General features: G+C 44.7%; 19 protein-coding genes. 10 read left to right on the top strand and 9 right to left on the bottom strand.

All coding sequences use genetic code 11. The annotated features are described in order from the left end of the window. Positions 1-217: 217 nt before the first annotated feature. The 9 genes from AYK67_RS13110 (at position 218) to AYK67_RS13070 (ending at position 12292) form a co-directional block, all read left to right on the top strand. Positions 218-2848, top strand: coding sequence for an ABC transporter transmembrane domain-containing protein (locus AYK67_RS13110; protein ID WP_068087603.1), 2631 nt, complete (start codon positions 218-220; stop codon positions 2846-2848). Then, complete coding sequence (locus AYK67_RS13105; RefSeq protein WP_173645120.1) at positions 2838-3281, top strand: cyclic nucleotide-binding domain-containing protein; 444 nt, start codon at positions 2838-2840, stop codon at positions 3279-3281. Before AYK67_RS13110 ends, AYK67_RS13105 begins: the two co-directional genes overlap by 11 nt. 59 nt (positions 3282-3340) lie before the next feature. Continuing rightward, complete coding sequence (locus AYK67_RS13100; RefSeq protein WP_068087601.1) at positions 3341-4162, top strand: MBL fold metallo-hydrolase; 822 nt, start codon at positions 3341-3343, stop codon at positions 4160-4162. 307 nt (positions 4163-4469) lie between these two features. Beyond that, positions 4470-5825, top strand: coding sequence for an adenylate/guanylate cyclase domain-containing protein (locus AYK67_RS13095; protein ID WP_068087597.1), 1356 nt, complete (start codon positions 4470-4472; stop codon positions 5823-5825). Between the two features lie 42 nt (positions 5826-5867). Next, positions 5868-6635 carry a 3-hydroxyacyl-CoA dehydrogenase gene (locus tag AYK67_RS13090; protein ID WP_068087594.1) on the top strand — a complete coding sequence of 256 codons (768 nt, stop codon included), beginning with the start codon at positions 5868-5870 and terminating at the stop codon, positions 6633-6635. Between the two features lie 331 nt (positions 6636-6966). Further along, positions 6967-8766 carry a phosphomethylpyrimidine synthase ThiC gene (gene thiC / locus AYK67_RS13085; protein ID WP_068087591.1) on the top strand — a complete coding sequence of 600 codons (1800 nt, stop codon included), beginning with the start codon at positions 6967-6969 and terminating at the stop codon, positions 8764-8766. A gap of 362 nt (positions 8767-9128) precedes the next feature. Then, complete coding sequence (gene ilvD / locus AYK67_RS13080) at positions 9129-10976, top strand: dihydroxy-acid dehydratase (protein ID WP_068087588.1); 1848 nt, start codon at positions 9129-9131, stop codon at positions 10974-10976. A gap of 188 nt (positions 10977-11164) precedes the next feature. After that, positions 11165-11350 (top strand): hypothetical protein, encoded by a 186-nt coding sequence (locus AYK67_RS13075; protein ID WP_068087585.1) that lies wholly within the window; start codon positions 11165-11167, stop codon positions 11348-11350. A gap of 114 nt (positions 11351-11464) precedes the next feature. Beyond that, the gene (locus AYK67_RS13070) at positions 11465-12292 is read left to right on the top strand and encodes a hypothetical protein (RefSeq protein ID WP_068087582.1); all 828 of its coding nucleotides are present in this window, start codon (positions 11465-11467) and stop codon (positions 12290-12292) included. A 12-nt stretch (positions 12293-12304) separates the two neighbouring features. Here AYK67_RS13070 and AYK67_RS13065 read toward each other — a convergent pair whose 3' ends face one another. The 3 genes from AYK67_RS13065 to AYK67_RS13055 form a co-directional block, all read right to left on the bottom strand. Beyond that, positions 12305-13168, bottom strand: a complete 864-nt coding sequence (locus AYK67_RS13065) for an ABC transporter permease (protein WP_082735811.1) — start codon at positions 13166-13168, stop codon at positions 12305-12307. Next, positions 13158-13928, bottom strand: coding sequence for an ABC transporter ATP-binding protein (locus AYK67_RS13060; RefSeq protein ID WP_068087579.1), 771 nt, complete (start codon positions 13926-13928; stop codon positions 13158-13160). The genes AYK67_RS13065 and AYK67_RS13060 overlap by 11 nt, the downstream gene beginning before the upstream one ends. 73 nt (positions 13929-14001) lie before the next feature. After that, positions 14002-15039 carry an ABC transporter substrate-binding protein gene (locus tag AYK67_RS13055; protein WP_068087577.1) on the bottom strand — a complete coding sequence of 346 codons (1038 nt, stop codon included), beginning with the start codon at positions 15037-15039 and terminating at the stop codon, positions 14002-14004. 362 nt (positions 15040-15401) lie between these two features. Here AYK67_RS13055 and AYK67_RS13050 point away from each other — a divergent pair, with 362 nt between their 5' ends. Continuing rightward, entirely contained in the window at positions 15402-16661 is a 1260-nt protein-coding gene (locus tag AYK67_RS13050) for an FAD-dependent oxidoreductase (protein ID WP_068087574.1), read from the top strand. Between the two features lie 175 nt (positions 16662-16836). Here AYK67_RS13050 and AYK67_RS13045 read toward each other — a convergent pair whose 3' ends face one another. From AYK67_RS13045 to AYK67_RS13020, 6 genes are all read right to left on the bottom strand, one after another. Continuing rightward, positions 16837-19005, bottom strand: a complete 2169-nt coding sequence (locus AYK67_RS13045; protein WP_068087572.1) for an anthranilate synthase component I — start codon at positions 19003-19005, stop codon at positions 16837-16839. 235 nt (positions 19006-19240) lie between these two features. After that, on the bottom strand, positions 19241-20407 hold the full coding sequence (gene argE, locus AYK67_RS13040; protein WP_068087569.1) for an acetylornithine deacetylase: 1167 nt from the start codon (positions 20405-20407) through the stop codon (positions 19241-19243). 41 nt (positions 20408-20448) lie between these two features. Continuing rightward, positions 20449-22089: an ABC transporter ATP-binding protein gene (locus AYK67_RS13035; RefSeq protein ID WP_068087567.1), complete on the bottom strand. Its 1641-nt coding sequence runs from the start codon at positions 22087-22089 to the stop codon at positions 20449-20451. Further along, positions 22090-23001, bottom strand: coding sequence for an ABC transporter permease (locus AYK67_RS13030; RefSeq protein WP_082735810.1), 912 nt, complete (start codon positions 22999-23001; stop codon positions 22090-22092). Beyond that, entirely contained in the window at positions 23001-23945 is a 945-nt protein-coding gene (locus AYK67_RS13025) for an ABC transporter permease (RefSeq protein ID WP_068087564.1), read from the bottom strand. The genes AYK67_RS13030 and AYK67_RS13025 overlap by 1 nt, the downstream gene beginning before the upstream one ends. Before the next feature lie 183 nt (positions 23946-24128). Further along, a complete protein-coding gene (locus AYK67_RS13020) occupies positions 24129-25589 on the bottom strand; it encodes an ABC transporter substrate-binding protein (RefSeq protein WP_244266922.1) in 1461 nt (486 codons plus the stop codon). Between the last annotated feature and the right edge of the window lie 196 nt (positions 25590-25785).

Raw genomic sequence — 25785 nt, 5'->3', positions numbered from 1 at the left:
GTTCAATATACTGGTTATTATTACTGAGTTATCGCAGTATAAAATCAGTATATTGATATTATCATATAGTTAAATCGAATATATGAATTATAAATACACGACATTTCATAGTTTTTTATAAATAATAAATTCATTCAAAGGTGATAGTTGGAAGCTCAGGGAATTGGAAGACATCGCTCGAACAACGTTTAAAAAATAATAAAAAGATGGAAAGATAATGGAAAAGAGCCTTATCAAGTTTATCTGGAGTTACTCCTCCCGTTACCAACTTGTCATATTGTTTGCCACATGTCTTTCCTATCCCGTTAGTTATATACTGCTTGAATTGCCAAAACAAATCACGAATGAAGCGATAAGTGGTACAGACTTTCCAAAAAATATTGCAGGTTATAGTCTGGGGCAAATTGAGTATTTACTAGTTCTTTGTTTGCTTTTTCTATTTTTAGTTATTGTTAGCAATGGCTTCAAATTATTCTTGAATATCTATAAGGGCCGTTTGGGAGAGCGTATGCTCAGGCGCTTGCGTTTTGACTTGTATCAGCGCGTGCTGCGCTTCCCGCTATCTCACTTTAAAAAAGTCAGCTCGGGTCAGATAATCCCGATGGTAACAGCAGAAGTAGAGGCCGTGGGCGGCTTCATAGGCGAAGCGTTAGCTCTACCGGCTTATCAAGGTGGTATGCTGGCTGTGCAAATTGGCTTCATTTTCATGCAAGACGCTTACTTGGGGCTAGCAGCAATTAGTCTATACCCCATCCAAGGCTATATTATCCCTAAGCTACAAAAACGTGTTTTAAGGCTGTCACGTCAGCGGGTTCAAAATGTAAGGGTAATGGCCGATCGTCTTGGTGAAACAATACAAGGTGTTACCGATATTCACGCCAACGATACCAGTGCGTATCACAGCGCCGATTTTGCTGATCGCCTCTACAAGAACTTTAAAATTCGTTTTGATATATATAACCGAAAATACCTCATAAAGTTCATCAATAACTTTATGAACCAGCTAACCCCTTTCTTTTTCTATTTAATTGGTGGCTATCTGGCTATTAAAGGCGAGCTGAGCATTGGGGCATTATTGGCGGTTATTGCTGCCTATAAAGACCTGGCAGGCCCATGGAAAGAGTTGCTTGCATATTATCAGCTTACCGCAGATGTAAACATTAAATACCAGACAGTGATTGAGAATTTCGATCCCGCAAACTTAAAGAGCATACAAAAGCTCACGAGTGATGAAGTCCAATCCCTAAAAGGTCCCCTTGTGTTAGAGGACGTTGTCTACCAAGCCGAGGTCGGTGCCAGCGAGCTTGATAATATAAACTGTCAAATCCCGTATGCAGAACACTGTTCAATTCTAGGGAGCGAAGCGGACGGCCGCAAAGACCTCCTCATGATAATGGCGGGCCTGCTTGACCCCGATAAAGGGGTGGTAAAAGCGGCCGGACATTGTCTTTCAATGATGAGCGAAGCAACATTGGGGCGAAAAATTGCATATGCGGGTCCCAAGCCACACATTTGGACCGGAACACTTCGTGACAACATTTGTTATGGTTTGCGCCACCGCCCGCAATCGCTTCCACTTCTCGACAAACAAAGCCAAAGAGAAATGCAACGCTGGCTATACGAAGCTAAAATGACATCCAACCCTCAACTCCTTTCAATCGCCAATTGGGATGACTTGGCTACTGCCAACGTCACACAACCACAACAGCTTGATAATAATATCTTGGAAATATGTGAAGAGACAGGGCTTTCACAAGATTTATATCGACTTGGCCTGCAAGCTATCCTCAATAAGGACGATCACCATGAGCTGCAAATCGACATTCTCAAACTTAGAGAAGAATTTGCTAAAGCCTGTAAAAATGACAGCTCACTCGCAAAGCTAATAGAGCCATGGGAGCGTGATCGCTTCAACAAGTCAGCAACATTGGTGCAAAATCTGTTTTATGCAGTGCCGCGAACAACAGGCTTTAAACTAGAAGATTTATTAGCAGACAAACGAATAAAGACATTTATAGAAAAATCGGGGCTGTATGAACCACTTGTTACAATGGGCTATCAAACCATTAGTCTAATGGTTGAGCTCTTTGCAGATATCAGCCCTGATAGTGAGTTGTTTTCTACGTACGCCTTTATAAGCTACGACGACTTGCCCCATTATCAATCATTGTTGCAGCAATGTGGCCCCGGGATGTCAAAGCGCCCCCCATCTGACAAAGATAAGAAGAAGCTGGTTTCAATAGCGTTGCGACTTGTACCAACCAAACACCGCCTTGGTGTAGTTACTGAGGATTTTCAAGCTCAAATAGTGACGATGCGTAATAAATTTATTGATGAAACATCGCAATATCCAGCTCAACTGGAACTTTTTGATGAAAAGACCTATATGCAAAACTTAAGCGTAGAAGCAAACATCATATTCGGTACCGTTAAACTGACAAAACGTGACGCACGTCAAAGAATAGAAACTGTAATACGTGAAATGGTCGAGGACAACTCCCTAGTAAAGCCCATTAGGTTGGCTGGACTAGAGTACCATGTAGGCATAGCTGGTGCACGCCTGAATGACAATCAAAAGAGGCAGCTTGGTTTGGTGCGAGCACTCATGAAACAAGCCGATATTGTCATACTGGATGAGGCACTTGCGAGTAAAACCCTTGAAGGACAACAAAGGCGAGAAGCTCTTCAAAAGTATTTGCGAAATAAAACACTTATTGTCGGTACAACGGACCCAGAAATTGCTTCGCAATTTCCAAGGCAAATGCAATTGAAGTCCGGCCAACTGGCCAATAGCCAGGGAATAGAACAACAGGAAACAGATCAAAATGGAGGCCATGATGACAATTGAATATGAAATGGCCGCTTTGAAAAAGGTGAGTTTTTTTAAGAGCCTGGACGAGAAAAAACTTAAGCTATTGGCCTATATTTCTGAGTGTATAGAGCTTTCAAAAGGTGAGACGCTTTGCTTGCAAGGGGATGAAGGGGACTGCGCTTTCGTTATATTGCAAGGTGAAATTGACGTGAACGTTGATGATACACGGGTTATAACGGCAACCACTGGCGATATACTTGGGGAAATAGCCATCCTATGTGAAATTCCAAGAACTGCCACGCTCGTTGCTGCAAATGAGGCAAAAGTCCTTGCAATATCTAAAGACAATTTCTTAAAGCTATTAGAAGAATTTCCAGGCGTTTCTTTCAAGATTATGCGAGAAATCGCATTCAGGCTTGAGCAGACAACACGAGAACTTGCAGCGTTAAAGGCGGAAACAAAGGTGTGAAATGAGCCTTGTATCAATAGCTTTGCTCCCATGCACATCAATGCACTCAGGGGGGAAGCGTGAGTGATTTCTATGTAAAACTATGGGGTACGAGAGGCTCAACACCTGTATCGGGTCCGCAGATGGCGAGATACGGCGGGGAGACAATCGCGCTTGAAATAGTTGCTGCAAATGAACGTATACTCATTGACTGTGGCTCTGGTGCACGAAAGCTCGGCCTTAGCCTGTCTAAACTTGATCAAAAACACTATGATTACTTTTTAACGCATACACATCTCGATCATATCTGTGGGCTACCGTTTTTTGCTCCAGCTTACGCGCCTGATTGCCAAGTCGACTTTTACGCTGGTAATCTCTCCTCAGACGAAGAGTTGCGAGCTACAATTTGCCGGATTATGTCACCGCCTATTTTTCCTGTTACAGCTAATAAGCTAACAGGTGTATCTTTTAAGCATTTTGAGCCAGGGCACAAATGGGTGAAAGACAGTGGTCTGACGATTGAAACTCAAGCTCTTAATCATCCAGATGGAGCTTGTGGCTATCGAATTACTTATAACGCTAAAAGCATCGCTGTTATCACCGACCACGAAATGGGCGTAGCCCATATTGATAGGGCTATTGAGAAATTCGTCTCGGGTGTAGACATCATGTTACATGATGCCATGTATTGTGACGAAGAACTGCCAAGGTTTAAAGGCTATGGCCATTCATCATGGCAACAGTCAATCGACTTGGCTTTAAAAGCAAAAGTCGCAACACCGGTTTTGTTTCATCATGACCCTAAAAGAACTGATGATGAACTGGATGCAATTGCACATCAAGCACGTAACTTGCATGGTGGAGCGCTGATGGCCTACGACGGTCAGATTATATATTTATAAAATTTGATTAAATACACACTTAAATGACCGAAAGAACTTTCACCTAACACATGTAGACTTAGACAATAGTGGCTTTTTTAGCTGATACGAGTAATTTGTCTATCTAAGGGTATTACAAGCCAAAGCTAAAACAAGCACCAAAAAGTTCTGATAACTCAACCAGATGCAAAACTGAGTTGCACTCAAACTGCCGCAACGAGCTGAAAAGAACAGCATCTTATGTGTACGGGTCATTGCTTTGTTCTCTAAAAAAGATAGTAAGTGCGCACCGCAAAAAATAATCACGAATATTTGGCGGGAGGGCCATATGCGAGCAGGGCTTAAAGAGCTCTTCACAGGGCCTGCTTGCACCATAGAGCAGTTACCAATCAGATTACAGGAGAAGGTTCGCGCAGAAGAAAATCAAGCAGAAAAACTCATTAGCCTAGTTCAGTTGCTTGTTCTAATTTTTTTCTCAAGTCTCTATTTTATAGCACCAAGAGCAGAAGGCGAAATGGGCTTTAATTACGTGCCTATTGCGCTGGGATTTTATGCTATTTTTACATCAATTCGTTTTTACTACTCCTTTACAAGCCACCTTTCACTCGTAATGGTATTGCTTTCAGCAGTGGTAGACATTGCTTTGGTTATGGGATTGTTGTTTTCGTTTCACCTGCAATACAATCAGCATCCGGCCTTTTATTTAAAGGCACCAACATTGGCCTATGTGTTCTTATTCATCAGCTTAAGGGCATTACGATATGACCCCAGGATTCTTCTGTTTATTGGTGGTATTGCAGCAAGTGCCTGGGCTTTTCTGGTCGCTTACGTGCTGTATACCCAAGACGGTATGAACCGTATAACCCGCAACTACATAGAGTATTTAACAAGCAACAAAATCCTCGTTGGTGCTGAACTGGATAAGTTCATCATCATCATTGCTGTTTCACTCATTTTGGCATTGGCACTTCAAAGAAGCCGTAGAATAATGCTACTTGCAATTAAGGAGCACAGTGCAGTTGATGACTTGAGCCGTTACTTTCCTCAAGAAGTTGCCAAATCCATTGTATCAGCAGATCAAGAGTTACAAGCAGGCGATGCCCAAGAGCGCCAAGCTACTGTTATGTTTGTTGATATAAGGGGCTTTACAAAAGTTGCTAAAAATATGTCTCCCACGGAAATCTTGAGGGTTCTCGCTTGTTACCAGCAGTTGTCCCTAGATGTGATCAAAGCGCATAATGGCGCCGTTGACAAATTTTTAGGTGATGGAATTATGGCAACATTCGGTGCGCTAGCACCATCAAACAGCTGTTGTGCCGATGCCCTATTAGCGGCACAAAATCTAATCAATAAAATAGATAGCAATCAACAAGAGCTGCAAGCTGCAGGTTGGCCGGGTGCCTTTCAAATCGGTGTTGGCGTCTCAGTGGGAACGGTCGCATTAGGTGTAATAGGTGTTGATGAGCGTCGTGAATTCACGGTGATCGGAGATGCTGTCAATCGGGCGGCAAAATACGAGGCGGCAACCAAATTTAGTAGAGCTTCCGGCCTCACGGACACGACAACTTACCATAGGGCTCAAGCCCAAGGCCTAAAGATAAAACTCCAAAACTCAAACCTTCGTCATATTGCAGGAATCGAGGAATATGTAGACCTTATATCCATTACAAGCTCGCACCATTAAGTCGGTAAATAACACTGCGAGTGTATACGTGGGGAGGTGTAAATGCATATTAATCGTAACCTTAATTCAATCGTTACGGGAGGAGCTTCGGGCCTTGGTGCTGCAACAGTCAGGCACCTGGCATCATTAGGAGCAAATCCTGTTATCTTCGATCTAAATGAAGAAGCCGGAAGCAAGCTGGCAGAAGAACTAAATACAAAATTTTATCGGGTTGATGTAACCAGCAAAGACAGCATCGCCAAAGCACTTGACCAAGTACAAGCTCACTATGGCGACATACACATTTTGGTCAACTGTGCGGGTATTGCCCCAGCAGCTAAAACCACCAGTCGTGGTGAACCCCATTCACTTGAGCTTTTTGAAAAGGTCATCGACATAAATCTGGTGGGCACATTTCGAATGATCGCGCTGGTGGCGACACGCATGAGCGCGCAAAGCCCACTCAATGCCACGGGCGAACGTGGGGTAATTATCAATACCGCATCCATTGCAGCATTCGAGGGGCAAATGGGCCAAGCAGCTTATGCAGCTTCAAAGAATGGTATTGTTGGCCTGACCTTGCCCGTTGCGCGAGACTTAGCGCGTAATGGCATTCGCGTTAACACCATAGCACCGGGTTTGTTTGTGACACAGATGTTGACCTCAATGCCTCAGGAAGTACAGGACGCACTAGAAGCCCAAGCGCTGTTTCCTAAACGATTGGGGCAGGGGGAAGACTATGCTCATTTGGTACAAAGTATATGTGAAAACGAAATGTTGAACGGCGAAACCATCCGGCTTGACGGTGGCATTCGTTTGCCAGTGCGTTGAGTTTCTTGGCGCTTAAATGCAGCCGTAAGTTGATTTTATAGTCAAGGCTGCTGGCTTTATCATCTACATCTTGACAAGCTAATATATTAGATATAGTGAAATTACCTATGCAGGGGAGTCTCGCCGAGGAGACTGAGAGGCCGACGAAGCATTTGCTTGGTAACGCGACCCTTCGAACCTGGCCCAGTTGATACGGGTGTAGGAAGCAAAGGGCATAATTTATTAATAGTTATCAGCATCTCCAGTTTCATATCACCGGAATACCTTTCTGTTGCTTTCCGCCAATATTCACTTGGTGCCTTTTATCGATAAATAATTAAGGAGCAATACATTGACTAGCCAAAAGCCATGCATCACCACAGGCTCTTTGCCAGCGTCCCATAAAATTTATGTTAAAGGCAATCTCTATGAAGATATACGGGTGCCTATGCGAGAAATCAGCGTTCATCCAACTGCAGGAGAACCGCCTTTACCAGTTTATGACAGTTCCGGCCCTTACACAGACCCTAATATCAAAACAAATATAGCGGAGGGGTTACCGGCATTACGGCGCAAGTGGATTGAAGCGCGTGGTGATACGGAGACTTATGAAGCGCGGCAAATTAAGCCGGCAGACAACGGTTTTGCTAAGGGAGAACATTTGGTCGCCGAGTTTCCTGTCAAACAATCTCCGCTTAGAAGTAAGGGAAATAAAGCGGTGACGCAGCTCGCTTATGCCCGAGCTGGTGTGATTACGCCTGAGATGGAGTTCGTAGCAATCCGCGAAAACCAGATGAGATCAAGCGCATACGAGGAGAGTTCCGGTAATAATTGGGGGGCGAATATACCAGACTATGTAACGCCCGAGTTTGTTCGTGATGAGATTGCAGCAGGGCGCGCAATAATTCCTGCAAACATTAATCACCCAGAGAGCGAGCCTATGATTATTGGGCGTAACTTTCTTGTAAAGATCAACGCCAATATGGGCACCTCCGCTGTAACATCTTCAATGCAAGAGGAGGTGGACAAGATGGTATGGGCAATCCGATGGGGTGCTGATACCGTCATGGATTTATCAACGGGGCGTAATATTCACAATACGCGTGAGTGGATAATTCGCAACAGTCCGGTACCAATTGGTACAGTGCCGCTTTATCAAGCCTTAGAAAAAGTAAATGGTATTGCTGAAGACCTTAGCTGGGAGGTGTTTCGCGATACACTCGTTGAGCAAGCCGAGCAGGGTGTAGATTACTTTACCATCCATGCAGGTGTGCGTCTGCATATGGTGCCAATGACTGTTAACCGAGTTACAGGCATTGTCTCCCGTGGTGGTTCCATAATGGCAAAGTGGTGTTTACACCATCATAAGGAAAGTTTTCTTTATGAGCATTTTGCTGAGATTTGTGATATCTGCCGCCAATATGATGTTGCTTTCTCACTTGGTGATGGCCTGCGACCTGGCTCGATTGCGGATGCAAATGACGAAGCCCAATTTGCCGAGCTGGAAACCTTGGGTGAACTGACAAAGGTGGCATGGGCCAAAGATTGTCAGGTGATGATCGAGGGGCCGGGTCATGTTGCAATGAATAAGATTAAGGAAAATATGGATAAGCAGCTGGAATGCTGCCACGAAGCTCCATTCTATACACTTGGCCCACTCACAACCGACATAGCACCAGGATATGACCACATAACATCTGGTATTGGCGCTGCAATGATTGGTTGGTTTGGTTGTGCAATGCTTTGTTATGTAACTCCTAAGGAACATTTGGGTTTACCTGATCGCGATGACGTTAAAACGGGCGTGATAACATACAAAATTGCCGCTCATGCAGCGGATTTGGCCAAGGGTTTGCCGGGGGCACAACGTCGTGATGATGCACTTTCACGTGCTCGCTTTGAGTTTCGCTGGGAAGACCAGTTCAACCTGTCTCTCGACCCTGAAACAGCGCGTGAGTTTCACGATAAAACATTACCGAAGGATGCCCATAAAGTGGCTCACTTTTGTTCAATGTGTGGACCTAAATTCTGCTCTATGCGGATTTCTCATGACATACGTGCAGAAGCTCAGAAAGAGGGAATGGATGCGATGGCGGCAAGATTCCGCGAAAGTGGTGAGTTATATCTACCATTAGAGAAACTTGATCAGTGAGAACTGCGGGGAGGCCGGTCTACGACGGGCTTCCCGCTTTTAAGATTAAATAACGAATGCTCATTGCTTAGGGGCGAAACCATGCTTCAGTCGGCTATTATTAATCAAATCTGAGCTGATACGCCCCTCAATAGTTTTTTCAAATTCAACAGCGCTTATAACGTATTCAATACGTCAGTATACTGTGCAATTATTAGGTGGAATGCAGGCATTTAATATCTTCATTACTGAAAATAAAGGCTTTGCGTAATTTTCTTGCCAAATGGCTATGTTATGTTTTATAAGCGTACTGCTTGGTACGCTATGGCGTATAGAGCTGTTAAAACCAAGAATTTAAACTTCGCCAATCCTTGAGGAATGCAATGCCAAACTATCGCTCGCGAACATCCACACATGGTCGCAATATGGCTGGTGCCCGCGGCCTTTGGCGCGCAACCGGTGTTAAAGAGGGTGACTTCGGCAAACCGATTATTGCTGTTGTTAACTCATTTACCCAGTTCGTCCCAGGCCATGTTCATTTAAAAGATCTCGGCCAACTTGTGGCTCGTGAAATTGAAGCAGCAGGTGGTATTGCAAAGGAATTCAACACCATCGCTGTCGATGACGGCATTGCCATGGGGCATGATGGCATGCTCTATTCATTGCCATCACGCGAATTGATCGCCGATAGTGTTGAGTATATGGCCAATGCCCATTGCGCCGATGCATTGGTCTGCATTTCTAACTGCGATAAAATTACCCCAGGTATGCTTATGGCGGCCCTTCGCCTGAATATACCGGCAGTATTTGTCTCGGGTGGACCAATGGAAGCGGGCAAGGTGGTACTTGCCAATGGCGAAGCGCGTAAGCTTGACCTTGTGGATGCTATGGTAGCAGCAGCAGATGACAGCTATTCGGATGAAGACGTGCAGTCTATTGAACGTAGCGCATGCCCCACATGTGGTTCTTGCTCTGGCATGTTTACAGCAAATTCAATGAACTGTCTGACTGAGGCGCTGGGCCTCTCGTTACCTGGCAATGGCTCCACTTTGGCGACCCATTCAGATCGTAAAAAGCTATTCTTGCAAGCTGGCCGCTTGATTGTCGATCTCTGTCGCCGTTACTACGAGAATGATGATGTCAGCGTTTTGCCACGCAATGTGGCAACGAGAGAAGCTTTTTGTAATGCCATGACCATGGATATTGCCATGGGTGGCTCTACCAATACTGTGTTGCACCTTTTAGCAGCAGCACAAGAAGGTGAAGTCGATTTCACCATGGCAGATATTGATCGTCTGTCGAGAAAAGTGCCTGTATTATGTAAGGTCTCGCCGAGCTTGGAGACGGTACACATGGAAGATGTGCACCGCGCTGGCGGAATTATGGGTATATTGGGTGAGTTGGATCGCGCTGGTTTAGTGGATAATACAGTGAATGTCGTTCATGCAGAAAACATGAAAGCGGCGCTGGACCTATGGGATGTAAAACGAACCAATGATAGCGCAGTTTATGAGTTCTTTTCTGCAGCTCCAGGAGGTGTCCCAACACAAGAAGCCTTCTCGCAATCCTCTCGCTATGCTGAAGGTGTTGATAGCGACCGCGAAAATGGCGTCATTCGCTCAAAAGAGCATGCCTTCTCGCAAGATGGTGGCTTAGCGGTACTCTTTGGCAACTTAGCCCAAGATGGTTGTATTGTGAAAACCGCAGGGGTGGATGAGAGTATTCTTAAATTCTCAGGGCCAGCACGGGTTTTTGAATCCCAAGACAGCTCCGTCAGTGCCATTCTCACAGGCAAGGTGAAAGAAGGCGATATCGTTCTGATCCGTTATGAAGGCCCTCGCGGAGGCCCCGGCATGCAAGAAATGCTTTACCCAACAAGCTATTTAAAATCTAAAGGGCTTGGTAAGACATGCGCTTTGATTACCGATGGCCGTTTTTCTGGGGGATCTTCTGGTCTGTCCATTGGGCACGTTTCACCAGAAGCTGCCGAAGGAGGCAATATCGGCTTGATTGAAGAAGGCGATATTATTCACATTGACATTCCAAACCGCAAAATTGATATTGCGGTTTCCGACGAAGTTTTGGCGCAGCGACGCAAAGATATGGAAGCCAAAGGCGACAATGCATGGAGGCCTGTAGAACAGCGCAAACGTAAAGTTTCATCAGCGCTTAAAGCCTATGCCAAATTGACAACCAGTGCCTCTATGGGCGCTGTACGTAAAGTCGACTAACCAAATCAGGAAAGTGTTGAGGTTGTTAGTAATGCAACCTCAGCACTCAAAATTGACCCATAATTATCAACCCCTATTAAAATGGGTGAGATAATCTATGGAACACGGCTCTGTGCATAATGTGGGGCGTTGTTGAATTCCTAACTATTTTCACTTATCCTAAATAACCAATGGGAAAGGGTGATTCAATGCGCGCTTTACGCTCCAAAATGGCCGACAGGGTATTGAACGATCCTTTAGGCCGAAAGCAGCTTCGCCAATACATAGCTAGAGGCGTTGAAACGGCAACCATTAAGCTTTCAACAGGTGAGAGCATTCAAGTTTTTCCTAGCCGGATGTACGCACAAAATAACTCAAACGAGCATTCAGCCTAATATTAATTAGTGTTGTCAATCGCTGTGTTTACTCGACAGCGACTTAAGCCATTTCGCCGGTAAACTTGATGCTTGTTTATAAAGCGAGCTCCTTAAATTCTAAGGAGATTTTAAGTGAATATCGCATTACCAGCATTTCTATTAATAATCGCAATAGCGCCGGGTTATCTATTTCTATCTTCGTTTAACCGCAAAGAAAGCACAACACTATCACCAAAGCCTTTCGATGTGTTTTCCGCCCAAGCGCTGATTTATGCTGCTCTGCTCCATTTGGGGGTATTAACCGGTATTTATGTGCTTGGTTACAAAATTGATTATACGGTTCTGCTGAAAATCCTAACGGGCATGGAACTTATAAATAGTGATCTAACTTTACTTAAAGGGCAGTTCCAACAGCTTGGCATTTATCATGTTGGTGTTTCTAGCCTTGGTTACGGACTTGGGAAAGTCTGTCAGTTTGTAAGGTTTAAAACCAATCCTTATAAGGAAAGCCGCTATGCCTATAATCTACCGTGGTACTATGAGCTGCGCGGTAAAATAAGCGCAATAAAAAAGGCAGATATAATCAAGGTTGCCTGCACGGTGCAGGCAGGGGATCAAACTTATATCTACTATGGGTTCCTGGATGCCTTCTATTTAACCCCGCAAGGTGAGCTAGACAGAATAGTGCTGGAAGAAGCGATGCGGCGCCCGTTGGTGGCAGATGGCGAACCTGTTTCTATCAGTTCAGGCAATATATTACTGGATCAAACCAAGCCAACTGGACCGTTTGAAAGCGATGAGCTGTGCCTAAACTTGGAAGACTTGGATGAAAGTGAAGTTCAACAAGATATTGAATCTTCTCACGATCACCGCTTCTATCAAATAAAGGGTGATCGCTTAATGCTTAAATATCAAGATATTAGTTCGTTAAATATCGAGTTTATCTCTTTCCGGCAATAGCCGGAACCAGCCCTAGCTACGCCATCTTAACAGCGCCTTTTCAGCTTTTCCAATCAACCAGCTCACAATTAACCCAAGGATAGATAACATAGCGACGCCGGCAATGAGCTGATCAGTGGCAAACAGTGAACCTGCTGTGAGTACATAAGCTCCGATACCATATTCTGCGCCGATCATTTCTGCAGCAACTAATAATATGATGGCTATACTGGCAGAAATCCGAAAGCCCGAAAGAATAGCTGGCAATGCCCCTGGAAGGATTATTTTTCGAACAATCGAAAACCAGCTTAAGTTGAAGGATTGCCCCATTCGAATGAGGTTTCTATCAACATTTTGCACGCCGCCATAACTTGCGATAACAACTGGGAAAAAACTACCAAATAAAATGGTGGCAATTTTAGAACCTTCACCAATACCAAACCAGATTACAAATAATGGCAGTAGGGCAATCTTGGGTATTGGAAAAATGGCGGATACAAGGGGAAACAAGCTGGCACGGGCTATAGAGAATAGGCCGATCAACATTCCAAACGTTACGCCCAGCAAACTGCCAATAGTCCACCCTACAACAAGTCTATAGAGGCTTGCTTTGACATGCTTAATGAGTAAGCCTGAGTGAGCTAGATCGATAAAAGCTTGGGCCGCCTCACTTGGGGCAGGTAAAACAAGATTACTGATAAAACCGGATCGAGATCCAACTTCCCAAAAGGCGATTAAAGCGGTGAATACAAGGGGAGGAACCCACGGCATTGGCTTGATAACAAAACCGCCACCGCGAAATCGAATTGGCCTTTTAACCTGAACCTCTGGCTCTCGAAGGCTTTTTTTGGCAAGATTTTCAAATAGCTTTAGCTGCTTGCTTTTTTTAGTCTGCATTGGACAGCTCCCTGTCGGCTGCAAGTGCCTCATCTCGCATCAGGTTCCACAACACCTGTTGACTATATTCCAACTCAGCAAGGTGATTGTGCCGCTCTTCCAAAGGTATCGGTATTTCAACGATTCTGCGAATAGTGCCAGGCCGCCGTGAAAGAACGATGATTTTATGGCCGAGCCGTACAGCTTCGTTTAAATTGTGAGTGACATAACAGGCCGTAAAGTTTTCCCTTTGCCACAAATCGATGAGATCACTCATGAGCAGTTCACGCGTTTGGCTATCCAGTGCTGAAAGTGGCTCATCAAGTAACATAAAAGCTGGATTAACAGCCAAAGCACGTGCAATGGCAACACGTTGCTTCATGCCGCCGGATAGTTGCTTGGGAAGAGCCTTTTTAAAGTCACTCAACTTGGTACGCGCAAGCACGCTGTCGATAATCTCTTTTCTCTGCACTGTTGGTATTGGATGGTCTTCAAGTACCAAAGAGATATTAGCTTCTACACTGCGCCAAGGTAATAAGGCAAAATCTTGAAAAACAAAGGTCAGGGGATTTATTGTATTACTAGGTATTTCGCCGGAAATATAAACATCGCCACAAGTCGCAGTTTCCAATCCACCCATAATACGAAGTAGGGTGGACTTACCACAACCTGAGGGTCCAATAATACATGCAATTTCACCTTGCCGAATACTAAAAGAAATTTCTTTTAATACATCCAGATTATTATATTTATGCCCGATGTTATTTAAGTGAAGTTCCATTTTCAAAACTTTGTGTGAGGGCAGGAAAGTGATGGCAAATCACTGCCATCACCCTGTTTATGAGTGCTTCAATTTAATGATGAGACATCTCAACAAATTGGGTATCAACCAGTGTTTCAATAGTAATATCTTTTGAAACAAGGTTCTCACTCTTAAACCAGTTAAGCTGGTCTTCAATGCTCTTGAGATTGAGCGATGCATTCTCATTTATTCGCATTGCACCATTGCGAATAGCTGGTGCAGCTTTTTTAAAGGGACGATCAGCGTAAACATATTTATGTATTAGCTTAATCATAGCTTCTTGCTCTTCTGCACTTGCTTTCTTTTCAACCAAAGTTTGGTTGAAATCGTGCGCTCCCCTAGAGAAAGCAACTAGAAACTTTTTCACCAATTCGCTTTTCTCACGAATAACTGTTGGGGAGGTGAACACAGTAGTCACTTGATAATCTGGTATATAATCAACAACTTCGCCAATTACAAAAACTTGCGAACTTGCAGCAAGCGCTTTGGCAATATGAGGAACCATAGAAATGGCATCAAGTTGTCCAGATTTAATACCGGCAATCATGGCACCAACCTTCTGCATAGGCCGGATTTTTATATCACTGCGTGCAAAGCCTTCCTTGTCGGCAATATTGTGTGCAGTGTAGTGGAATGAAGAACCAATTGTTGTGACACCATAGCTGCGCCCTTTAAGGTTTGCAGGGGAAACGAGACCTTCCTCAAACGCTTTCTTCGATGCCAGTATAAGCATGCCGTCAACGCCGGGCTCCTCTTGTAGAGCTCCGCCAACAACTTTAACCGCTCCTTTTTCGGCAAGGCTAATAAGTCCGCCAGTTATGGCAGTAATGCCAAAATCAACATCTCCTGATGCAATTGCCATTGCCATAGGTTGCGCTGCTTGGAAAAACTTGAACTCGACTTCAATGCCCTGATCAGCAAAGTAACCACGTTCCTTGGCAATAAAACTTGGTGAGTGTGAAGTAAAACGTAACGCACCAACAGTGATTTTTTCTGCAGCTTGCGCTGTAGCACTAAAGCCTAACGCAACAATCAGTAGCACAACTACTTTTTGAATGGAAAAACGCATTTTTCGATATAACCCAAACATATCGCCCCCAAAAGAATAGACACCCAATAAATGAAAGAAACAAATTATCTAGTGTTCATAGATAACTTGTTGCTATATCAATATCTGAACTGTGTAATAAAGGTAGTACAAAAGTGAATTATAGGGTAACTTTAAATGAAGAATGCATACATTATAGTTTAAGTGACTATGTTTGCATGCATTATTGTTACAATTGCCAGATATAAAATTGGGGAAAGTATTTTGATTATTTCATTCACTAAAAAATAATCTGGATTTTTTTATAGATGTATTCAATATGGTTTGGTTTCCGCATATGTACGGGTAAACATATTAATAATACAATTTTAAGTATGTCCGCTAAGGACGTGCAGGAGTAGCCGTTGCGATCGATTAATAAGTATGATGTTGTTGTCGTCGGAGGAGGGGCAGCCGGGGTTGCTGCGTCTGTCGGCGCAGCAAGGGCAGGTGCGAAAACCTTGCTTGTAGAAAGAAATCCATATTTGGGGGGAAGCGCAACCCACGCGGGTGTATCGTCTTTTTGCGGTTTTTATACAAGAGGTGAGAGCCCGCAGCAAATCACCGGCGGTGTAGGCAATATAGTTTTAGATTATCTTCGTCGTGAACAGGCAGATATCGAAATATACAAAACCTCAATTGGCAATCAGATCATCCAGTTTGAATCTGAGGATTTGAAATATCTACTTGATACCATGCTTCAAGATGAAGGTGTTGACATACTCCTCCATACGCACCTTATTGGCTGTTTTACTGAAAATGGTAAGATAGGGCGGTTGCACCTAATGGACGATGAAGGGGATTACTGGGTTAGCGCGAAATGTTTTGTTGATGCCTCGGGAGATGCCAATCTAGCCCGTTTTGCCGGAGCACCAATAAGGTGGGGTGGAGAGGATCAATCAGCTCAATTTGCCACGTTAATGATGCGAATAGAAAATATACCCGAGCACTTCAAGCTGACCCCTGCAATTATTCAAGATGCCATTGAAAAAGCTATTGCTGGTGGTATGCAAGGCTTCTCAAAGCAAACGGGTCTCATTCTCAAAAAGACAGGCAAAACAAGCGGTATCGCTATATTGCCCTCCTACAAGCTAAATAGTCTCGCCGCATCAGAACTGACAAAGGCAGAGCAGAATACGCGCAAACAGGCAAGAGCCTATATTGAAGCATTTAGAACCTATATTCCGCAGATGAAAGACTGTGTTATGGTGCTCTCTGGTCCGCGCCTAGGAATTCGAGAATCAAGAAGGATTATTGGCAAAGAAGTTTTAACGGGGTCACAAATAATAGAAGCACAAAAAAGCGATAATGCAATCGGTCGTGGTGCTTGGCCATCCGAGGCACATAATAGCGAAAGTGGTTTGGCAGATTACATTTTCGTGAAAGAAGGCGATTACTACCACATTCCAATTGGAGTTCTGGAAAACGAAACCATAAGCAATATGTGGAGTGCAGGTCGAACAATCTCGGTCGACAAAGTTGCCTATTCTTCAATTCGTGTCATGGGAACATGTTTCGTTACGGGGCACGCAGCTGGCGTTGCCGCTGCTTTATCTTCAAGCGAAAAGCGCAGTACGATTAAAAGCATTCAAGATGAACTTAAACGTCAAGGAGCGTTTGTTTAGCTACTATTCGTATTTTGTTCTTTAGGCACACTTTAAGGGTTAACGAAAACGGCTCTGTTCCATTGAGATGTATAAGTCTCAACTTAACCAGATACCGTTCCCTTCTGTTTTAACGAAAAGGGGACGGTATCTAAATAAGTCGAGACCTATTAACATTAGGGGAACAGCAATAGGCTTAACCTTTACGCTTCTTTACAAGCTGCTCAATTGTATTCTCGATTAATTTATGCCCCATATCCTGATCAAGCGACATTATTGATTCAGGGTGAAACTGGACAGCTGCAATTGGCTCTTCGCGATGTTCAATAGCCATTACGATGCCATCTTGGGTTTGGGCAGTAATTTGAACGCAGGGGGGTAAACTATCACCTTGAATATACAGGGAATGGTAACGCCCAACACTAACGGGTGAGCTCAATCCCTGGAACAATTTAGTATCTTGGCTGAAATCAATTTGCGAAGGCTTTCCATGAACCGGTACGTCGAGTTGGGCCAGGGTGGCACCAAAACTTTCGCCAAGCGCTTGGAGCCCAAGACAAACACCGAAAATTGGTAAGCCCTTACCACGTGCTTTGGCAATGGTATCTGCGCACCCGAAATCTTGAGGAGAGCCTGGACCAGGAGAGAGCACAAGCAACTCGGGTTTCTCTCTTTCTAGAATTTCGTCACTAATAGGGCTGCGGTAAGTTACCACGTCTGCTCCCGTTTGCCGGAAATAGTTGGCAAGTGTATGAACAAAGCTGTCCTCATGATCGACGAGCAAAATTTTAATGCCCGACCCAACCTTGTTGTTTTCCAGCTGTGATTGGGTTTCATATACCTGCCCGGCTTCACGAACAGCAGCGCGCATGGCAGAGGCTTTGAGCTCGGTTTCAGCTTCTTCGGCTTCAGGGTCACTATCGTAAAGCAATGTAGCACCGGCGCGTATTTGCGCAACACCATCTTTAATACGCACAGTCCGCAAGGTAAGGCCTGTATTCATATCACCATTAAACAAGATTGCACCAATTGCACCGCCATACCAGGCGCGTGGGCTTTTTTCTGTTTCCTCGATAAACTGCATAGCCCAACGCTTGGGAGCCCCTGTCACCGTAACGGCCCATGTGTGGGATAAGAATGCATCAAGTGCGTCTTTGCCATCCAACAATGTTCCCTCAATGTGATCTACGGTATGAATTAACCGTGAGTACATTTCCACTTGTCGGCGTCCAATAACGCGCACAGAACCGGGTTCGCAAACCCTGCTTTTGTCATTCCGGTCCACGTCAGAACACATGGTGAGCTCAGACTCATCCTTGGACGAATTCAATAGCTTACGGATTTGAGCTTCATCTTCAATGGCATTTTTACCACGCTGAATGGTGCCGGAAATTGGACAAGTTTCCACGCGCTTGCCACCGGTGACGCGCACATACATTTCAGGTGAAGCGCCAACAAGATATTCCTGATTGCCTAAATTGATGAGAAATGAATAGGGGGAGGGGTTTATTTGCTGCAGCCGCTTTGAAACGGCAGAAGGTGGATTAGGGCAAGGCTCATAAAAAATTTGTCCAGGTACGACCTCGAACAAATCGCCACGTTTAAAGTAATCCTTAGCTTTGCGAACCAAGTCGGCATATTCGCCTTTTTTATGATCGCCGCTTAAGTTGGGTGGCTGTCCTGCTTGATAATCGTCTCGTGAGCCGCAACGCTCTAACCCTTCAGTGCTTTGCCCGCTTACTTCAAAATCGTATCGCAAGAACTGTGCTTTTTTTCCGTAATGGTCAACGATTAATATTTCGTCGGGAAGGTATAAAACCATATCCCGTTGGTCTGCAGGACGCTTGAGTTTTTGCTCAATCGGCTCAAACTGGAAAGCCAAATCGTAACCGAATGAGCCATAGAGGCCGAGCTGGTCATCTTCGCAGGAAAATAGCCCGGTTATTGCCCGCACAACTGAGAATGTGGAGGGTTGACGTGAACGCTCTTCTTCACTGAACTCTCGCTCAGGTGTCTTCACCTCTAAGCTAATAAGCTTACTATTTCCGTTGATTTCTTTTATGTCGCTATGATCACGCAGGACACCAAATATCGCAGGTAATAAAATCTCGCCGCGTGCATTTAGGGCAGTAATTTTTACCCTACGGCCAGTTGCCTCAAGCATAACAGGCGGGTTTGCCAGTGCCATATCCCAACGGGTATACCGTCCCGGATACTCGTAGGAGGATGACAAAACAGCGCCGCGCTCATAATCGAGTCGTTGCATATATTCACTGGTACCGGTTTCGTAGTCAGCTTCCACGCTATGGCGTGTAATAACAATTCCACCCTGGCTTTCATATTTCACAGCTGCCGGTATAGGCATGTTTACTCCTCCTGTTTCAGCAGGCAACGAACGACCGCAGACACAAAAAAGCCGCCTGCGATTGTCGCGGCGGCTTGGTCAACTTCTAAGCTTTAACAAGACATAGCGTTGTAGGGCCGCCGTTAAGCGCGCCACCACCAATGCATGTTTTGTGTGCTCAAGTTCATCATGCAACACCAATAGCCCAGCATTGCAAGAAGTGCAATGCTAGAAAGCCGTGTCTCCTAAACAAAAATTAGGCACATGCTTTTGCAAGTAACCGGTCCAGAAAGGCCTCACATTTTTCGAGCTCTGAAATCTTGATAAATTCGTCGGGTTTATGGGCTTGTTCAATGGCACCGGGACCAACAACCACAACTGGAATATCTAACATGGACTGAAACAGCCCCCCTTCGGTGCCGTAGGCCACTTTTGCATGGTCATTGCGGCCGCACAGCTGTTTTGCCAGGGTTACGACTTCTGCGTCTCCTCTAGTATTAAGGCCTGGAATTTCTGAGTAAGGTATTATTTCAATTCCAGCATCTTGATGTTTTTGTTTCATCTCGGGCAGTAAAACATCAAAAGCATATTTCTTTATTTCCTCCACATAGGCATGAAGGTTTTCTTCAGGCAGTACGCGAAATTCAAAAACTACTTCGGCTTGGTCAGGTACGATGTTTAGAGCGGTGCCGCCATTAAATACGCCCACATGAGCAGTAGAGAAAGGAAGATCGTATAACGTATCTTGACGTCCTGCGGCCATTTGTGCGGCCATACTATCAAGCTTCGCCACCAGTTTGGCAGCGTAACTCACCGCATTCAAACCTTGTGGTGCTAATGAGGAATGGCAAGAAACGCCGCTAAAAACGGCTCTGTAAGATGCTTTGGACTTATGAGCAACAACAACTTGCATTTCTGTCGGCTCACCAATAAAGCACGCTTTGGCTTTAAATTGCTTTGCTTGCAGAGCCTCTAATAGATAGCGTACACCTAGGCATCCAACTTCTTCGTCAAAAGAAAAAGCGAGATGAAACGGAACTTGTAGATTTGCTTTCGCTATGGCTGGAGCCTTTGCCAGCACACAGGCTAAAAAGCCTTTCATATCGCAGCTGCCACGTCCAAATAGTTTACCGTCTTTTTCAACCATCTGAAATGGGTCGGTTTGCCAGTCCTGCCCATCAACAGGCACAACATCTGTATGACCTGATAAAATATAACCTTCTGTATCCAAAGGCCCAATGGAAGCCCAAAGGTTAGCTTTTGTGCCTTCCGGATTGGAAATGCGCTCACATCTAAACCCCAGCTCAGTCAAATAGTCCTCAGTAAAATCAATAAGATCTAAATTACTATTTGCGCTTACACTATTGTAGCCAATCAGTTTTTCAAGAAAGTACTGAGCATTTTTCTGTTGGGGGCGTTCCATAACTGAGCCTTTTATATGCTATTGAGAGTGATGATTTATAATTATAAACGGTTAGTTTGCTTTTGTTCGATTTTTGCACGCCGTTGTAAAGCTGCAGTAAGAGAAGGAGCAGCGGCCAAAAGCAATCGCGTATAAGGGTGTTTGGGTTGCTCAAAGACTCGCCGTGTTGGGCCGTGTTCAACAATTTGTCCTGCATTCATTACATAAACATAATCTGTTATCGCCCGTACAACCGAAAGGTCGTGGCTAATAAACAAATATGCAATACCCAAACGATCACGCAAATCAGCGAATAGGTTCAAAATTTGTGCGCGGATAGAAACATCAAGTGCAGAAACGGGTTCATCGGCAATAATTAACTTAGGCTCCGTCACTAATGCACGGGCAATGGCAATGCGTTGCCGTTGTCCCCCAGAAAACTCATGGGGAAACTTATCCAGATCAGTTTCAGAGAGCCCAACTGCCTTGATGGCTTCAACAACACGCTTCACCTTGTCGAAGCTGGTTAGCTCTTTGCCTTGCAAATACAACGGCTCGCCCACTATACGGGCAACGCGATGACGCGGATTGAAGCTGGAATAAGGGTCTTGAAAAACAGCTTGCATATTGCGTTGTAATAAACGGCGCTCTGCTTTTTTCACGCCATAAGGATTACGCCCCATAAAAGTGATGATACCCTCATCAGGATGGTCGAGCCCTAAAAGGGATCTTGCTAGTGTGGACTTCCCGCAGCCACTTTCTCCAACCAGGCCGACACTTTGGTGAGGAGCAATTGCTAAGGTAACATCATCAACCGCCCTCGTAGAACGCATGGGGCGCCAAAAAGCAGCTTTATCATGACGGTAGTTTTTTTCGATGTCTTTTGCGTATAATAGCGGCGGAACATTTGTCGGTACCGCTTTCTTACGTAATGGTGCAATAGCTTGTGAAGCGGTTAATAAATCACGAGAATAAGGGTGCTGCAAATTGGCAAACAACTGTGCAGTAGGCCCGTGTTCTAGAATACGGCCATTTTTCATGATGGCGACTTTATCAGCCATATCGGCCACAACAGCAAGGTCATGGCTGATAAGCAACAACCCCATTTTCTCTTTACGCACAATGTCTTTCAAAAGAGCCAAAATTTGCGCTTGTATTGTAACGTCAAGCGCAGTTGTTGGTTCGTCCGCAATCAAAAGCCGTGGTTTGCATGCAATTGCAATGGCAATCACCACTCTTTGTCGCTGTCCCCCCGATAATTGATGGGGGTAGCGTTTACTGAAGTCTTGAGCTGGTAGAAGTCCAACACGCTCCAGAAGTTTATGCGTCTTTGCGGTGATTTCCTCTTTATCACGTTTACCATGGCAAATCAGGCTTTCGGCGATTTGCTGTCCAATATTCATGACAGGGTTTAGGGCGGTCATTGGTTCTTGGAAAACCATAGAGATATGTCGTCCACGAATACGGTTGAGTAACTCTTCGTCCCCCTCCAATAACTCCTGGTTTTGATAGCTGATAGAGCCGGTTGTTCTGCTCCCCTCCGGTAACAGTTGCATCGCTGCCAAAGCGCACATGGATTTACCAGAGCCACTCTCACCCACCAGACCAAGAGTTTCCCCGCGTGCTATTGATAAATCCAGCCCACTAATAATCGGCTGCTTCCCGATATGCACATTAAGATTGCTAATTTTAAAAAAGGCCACTTAGCTAACCCTCCGGCGAAGTTTCGGGTCAAGCAAATCGCGCAGGCCGTCACCCATTAGATTGAAGCCAAGTACTGAAATGACTATGGCAAGGCCGGGGAGAATGGCAAGTTGCGGAGCGAATGAAATCATCGTTTGCGATTCATTCAACATTTTACCCCAGCTTGTCAGCGGTGGTTGAGCACCTAAACCTAAATAAGAAAGGCCGGCCTCGGCAAGTATGGCCATAGACAGTTGAATACTTGCCTGCACAATAAGTAAATTGGCAATATTGGGCAGGACGTGCTCTAAAGTAATCCGAAGCCGCCCTTTACCAGCCAACCTTGCGGCCAACAGATACTCTTTGCCAAGCAAACTCAAAGCGCCGCCGCGTGCCACCCGTACAAATACGGGAATATTAAATATACCAATTGCAATAACGGCATTTATTAAAGCCTGCCCATAAACACTTGTGATCAAAATTGCGATCAAAACAGAAGGAAAGGCAAAAATAAGGTCATTGAAGCGCATAAAAATAATATCATATATACCGCGCCGCCCGGCTGCCAATAGCCCAAGTGGTACCCCAATAACCATGCCGATTCCAACAGCAAATAGACTGACAATTAAAGATGTACGCGCCCCGCTCATGAGCATGGAAAAGATGTCCCTTCCATACTGGTCGGTACCAAGCAAATACACAAAGCTTGGTGCTTTAAAACGGTTCATAACACTAAGCTTGGAAATATCATGGGGCAGCCAGAATATCGCTATAACTCCCAAGGTAATGATGAGGAAGGATAAAGCAGCGCCCAAAATGAAGCTTTTTGAGTGCAAGGCAACTTTAAAAAACTGCCAAGAACGCGCTCGATCTTCAAGCTCACTAAATCTTGTGTCTTTACGCTTATCGGAAGAAACTGTTTTCTTTACCATTATGCAGACCTTAAACGCGGATCGACAAGAGCGTATGCAATGTCAATAATGAAGCTGATGGTAATTGTCATCGTAACCAACAACATGACGACGCCCTTAACAACGATTAAGTCGCGCTGGCTTATGGCCTGAAACACAAGGCGGCCCAACCCTGGTAGATAGAAAACGCTTTCAATAATGACTGTACCCGCAATGAGAAAAGAGAACTGCAAACCAAGAATAGTAAGAACCGGTATCAATGCATTGCGAACGCCATGATGCCAAAGGCAACGATTTTTACTAAGCCCCTTTGCACGGGCGGTTCGTACATAGTCTTCCCCGAGCTTATCGATGAGAGACGAGCGCATAACGCGGGCGATGATCGCACTTTGTGGTAAAGCTAAGGCAAGGCTCGGTAAAATCAGAGCACGAAAAGCGGCAAAAAAATCTTCATTCCAAGCGGTAAAACCACCCGAGGGCAGCAGCCCCAAACTCACGGCACAAACAAAAATCAGAACAAGGCCCAGCCAGAAATTGGGAATGGCCATCCCGATTTGCAATGTACTCATCAAGACACGGTCCAGCCAGCGTCCTCTGTTTCTTGCGGCGATCACACCAAGTGGTAAGCCGATACCAATTGAAAGAAAGAGTGCGAACAAAGCAAGCGGAATACTGACAGCTAAACGCTCACGGATTAGTTCGCCAACCGATACATCATAAGTATAGCTGATGCCAAAATCGCCCTGCAACATTTGGGTAATCCAATGGATATATCGCCAAAAAAGAGGCTGATCTAAACCAAGATTGTGACGCAACGCAAGTATCGATTGCGGATCAGCATTCATTCCCAGCATAAGTTGAGCAGGATCGCCCGGCAAAACTTCAATAAACAGAAAGAGGAGTATGCTCGCGATAAAAAGGGTTACCACAAGGCTCGATAGCCTTAAAAGTACATAGCGTAACATTTTGTACTCACCTTGTCGAACTGACCGTTACCGATACTAGTTTCAGGCGATCGGCTATTCGTATTGTCGTGCTTTTAAATCAAATCAAGGTGAGTAGTCTAGAGGCACCTACAAAAACTAGGCACCTCTAGGTGATTTATTATTCACTTGTAAACAGTCATCAAAAATGAATGCTTCTCAAGCTTATTGGCTCCATTGAACTGTTGTTAAGTCAATTGCCTGTATTGGGGCATTAACCCACAAGCCCTGCAGCTTGGCATTACGCACTGTTGTGTGCGGCAACTGGAACAAAAAGGCATTCACACAGTCCTTTGCGATCATGACTTGCGCCTTTTTCATCAACTCAAAGCGTGCACTTGTTTCTTCAGTCCGTTCAAGCTGTTCCATAACAGCTTTAAACGCGTCACTTTCATAATTGAAGTAGTAATCATCACGCGCATAAATACCGATATCCATTGGCTCAGTGTGAGAGACAATGGTTAGATCGTAATCTTTATTTTTAAAGACATCAGAAAGCCATTGGGCCCACTCAACTGGGATGATGGTGACATTAATACCGACTTGACTAAGTTCAGAGGCGATCAACTCTCCACTACGACGCGCATAGGAGGGGGGAGGTAGTTTTAAGGTTAAGTCAAAGCCACCTTCATAACCAGCTTCTTTCAAGAGTTCCTTGGCTTTTTGAGGATCATAAGGGTACAGCCCTGTTAAGTCGACATAAGCAGGGTGATGCGGTGCAAAGTGAGAACCAATCGGCTTACCGAAACCAAACATAGCCCCTTCAATAAGGAACTGGCGTTTAATGGCATGTGCAATCGCCTGGCGTACTTTTAAATTTGCAAGTGGCCCCTTTTTATTATTCATGGCAAGTATAGTCTCACCTTCTGATGTACCTATATCCACCTGAAACTGATCATTTGTCATCAGCTGCATCAATGCTTCAGGCGCTGGGAAACCAGAAAACGCATCAAGATCACCAGATAGAATAGCAGCAAGTGCCGCGTTCGGATTAGAAATAAATTTAAAGGCAACCTTGTCTAAGGAAGGTTTAGGACCCCAGTATTGATCATTACGTATGATAGTAACTTGCTGCCCTTTTTGCCATTTTTGAAAACGAAAGGGACCAGTGCCCACTGGGTTAGACTTGTTATCATTTGCGGATTTGGGCGAAACTATAACAGCGTCCCCCCAGCCCAAATTGTAAAGCAGGCTACCTGAACGATGGTTTAATCGCACAACGACTTCATATGGCCCAGGACAATTGACAGATTCGATAGACTTAAAAAGTTGCTTTTGGGCGTTGACGCTATCGCTTGCACGCGCTCTATCCAGCGAGAATTTGACAGCCTCACAATTCATTGCTGACCCGTCATGAAATGCTACATTTTCATGTAAATGAAATGTGTAGGTAAGGCCGTCCTTCGAAACATTCCAGAACTTCGCAAGTAAAGGTTGAACCTCGCCATGCTCGTCGATACGGGTCAAACCTTCGTATATATTTACATAACTAATGGAATCAATGGCTCCCGCGGCACTGGCAGTTGGGTCCAAATGCGGTGGTTCGAGAGCTATACCAATATTGAGGGAGTTTGTTGATGCATTAGCCATTGCCAATTTAACTGGGAGTATAAGATAGCTAGTCATGAACAATGCTATCAGCATATACTTATATAATTGCCCCATTATTTACTTCCTTAAGCCTTAGTATCTATCATGTAGATCACGAAATACACTAGCACAGCGATGAGATACCTAGATAATAAGTATTTCTATTAATATTTTTATTGAGGGCTTATTAGCAAATAAATTTCACGATGACTAGGTATATAAGCGATTTTTA

It is taken from the genome of Polycladidibacter stylochi (assembly GCF_001562055.1).
Lineage (GTDB): Bacteria > Pseudomonadota > Alphaproteobacteria > Rhizobiales > Stappiaceae > Pseudovibrio > Pseudovibrio stylochi.
The sequence above is the reverse complement of the archived record's forward strand: the minus strand, read 5'-3'. Positions and strand labels throughout refer to the sequence as shown.

Excerpts from the sequence above, each read along its gene's own strand:
- ilvD (WP_068087588.1), top strand. The coding sequence starts at position 9,129 with ATGCCAAACTATCGCTCGCGAACATCCACACATGGTCGCAATATGGCT.
- AYK67_RS13030 (WP_082735810.1), bottom strand. The coding sequence starts at position 23,001 with ATGGTAAAGAAAACAGTTTCTTCCGATAAGCGTAAAGACACAAGATTT.
- AYK67_RS13055 (WP_068087577.1), bottom strand. The coding sequence starts at position 15,039 with ATGTTTGGGTTATATCGAAAAATGCGTTTTTCCATTCAAAAAGTAGTT.
- AYK67_RS13065 (WP_082735811.1), bottom strand. The coding sequence starts at position 13,168 with ATGCAGACTAAAAAAAGCAAGCAGCTAAAGCTATTTGAAAATCTTGCC.
- argE (WP_068087569.1), bottom strand. The coding sequence starts at position 20,407 with ATGGAACGCCCCCAACAGAAAAATGCTCAGTACTTTCTTGAAAAACTG.
- AYK67_RS13045 (WP_068087572.1), bottom strand. The coding sequence starts at position 19,005 with ATGCCTATACCGGCAGCTGTGAAATATGAAAGCCAGGGTGGAATTGTT.
- AYK67_RS13105 (WP_173645120.1), top strand. The coding sequence starts at position 2,838 with ATGACAATTGAATATGAAATGGCCGCTTTGAAAAAGGTGAGTTTTTTT.
- AYK67_RS13110 (WP_068087603.1), top strand. The coding sequence starts at position 218 with ATGGAAAAGAGCCTTATCAAGTTTATCTGGAGTTACTCCTCCCGTTAC.
- AYK67_RS13025 (WP_068087564.1), bottom strand. The coding sequence starts at position 23,945 with ATGTTACGCTATGTACTTTTAAGGCTATCGAGCCTTGTGGTAACCCTT.
- AYK67_RS13060 (WP_068087579.1), bottom strand. The coding sequence starts at position 13,928 with ATGGAACTTCACTTAAATAACATCGGGCATAAATATAATAATCTGGAT.
- AYK67_RS13095 (WP_068087597.1), top strand. The coding sequence starts at position 4,470 with ATGCGAGCAGGGCTTAAAGAGCTCTTCACAGGGCCTGCTTGCACCATA.
- AYK67_RS13075 (WP_068087585.1), top strand. The coding sequence starts at position 11,165 with ATGCGCGCTTTACGCTCCAAAATGGCCGACAGGGTATTGAACGATCCT.
- AYK67_RS13090 (WP_068087594.1), top strand. The coding sequence starts at position 5,868 with ATGCATATTAATCGTAACCTTAATTCAATCGTTACGGGAGGAGCTTCG.
- AYK67_RS13020 (WP_244266922.1), bottom strand. The coding sequence starts at position 25,589 with ATGACTAGCTATCTTATACTCCCAGTTAAATTGGCAATGGCTAATGCA.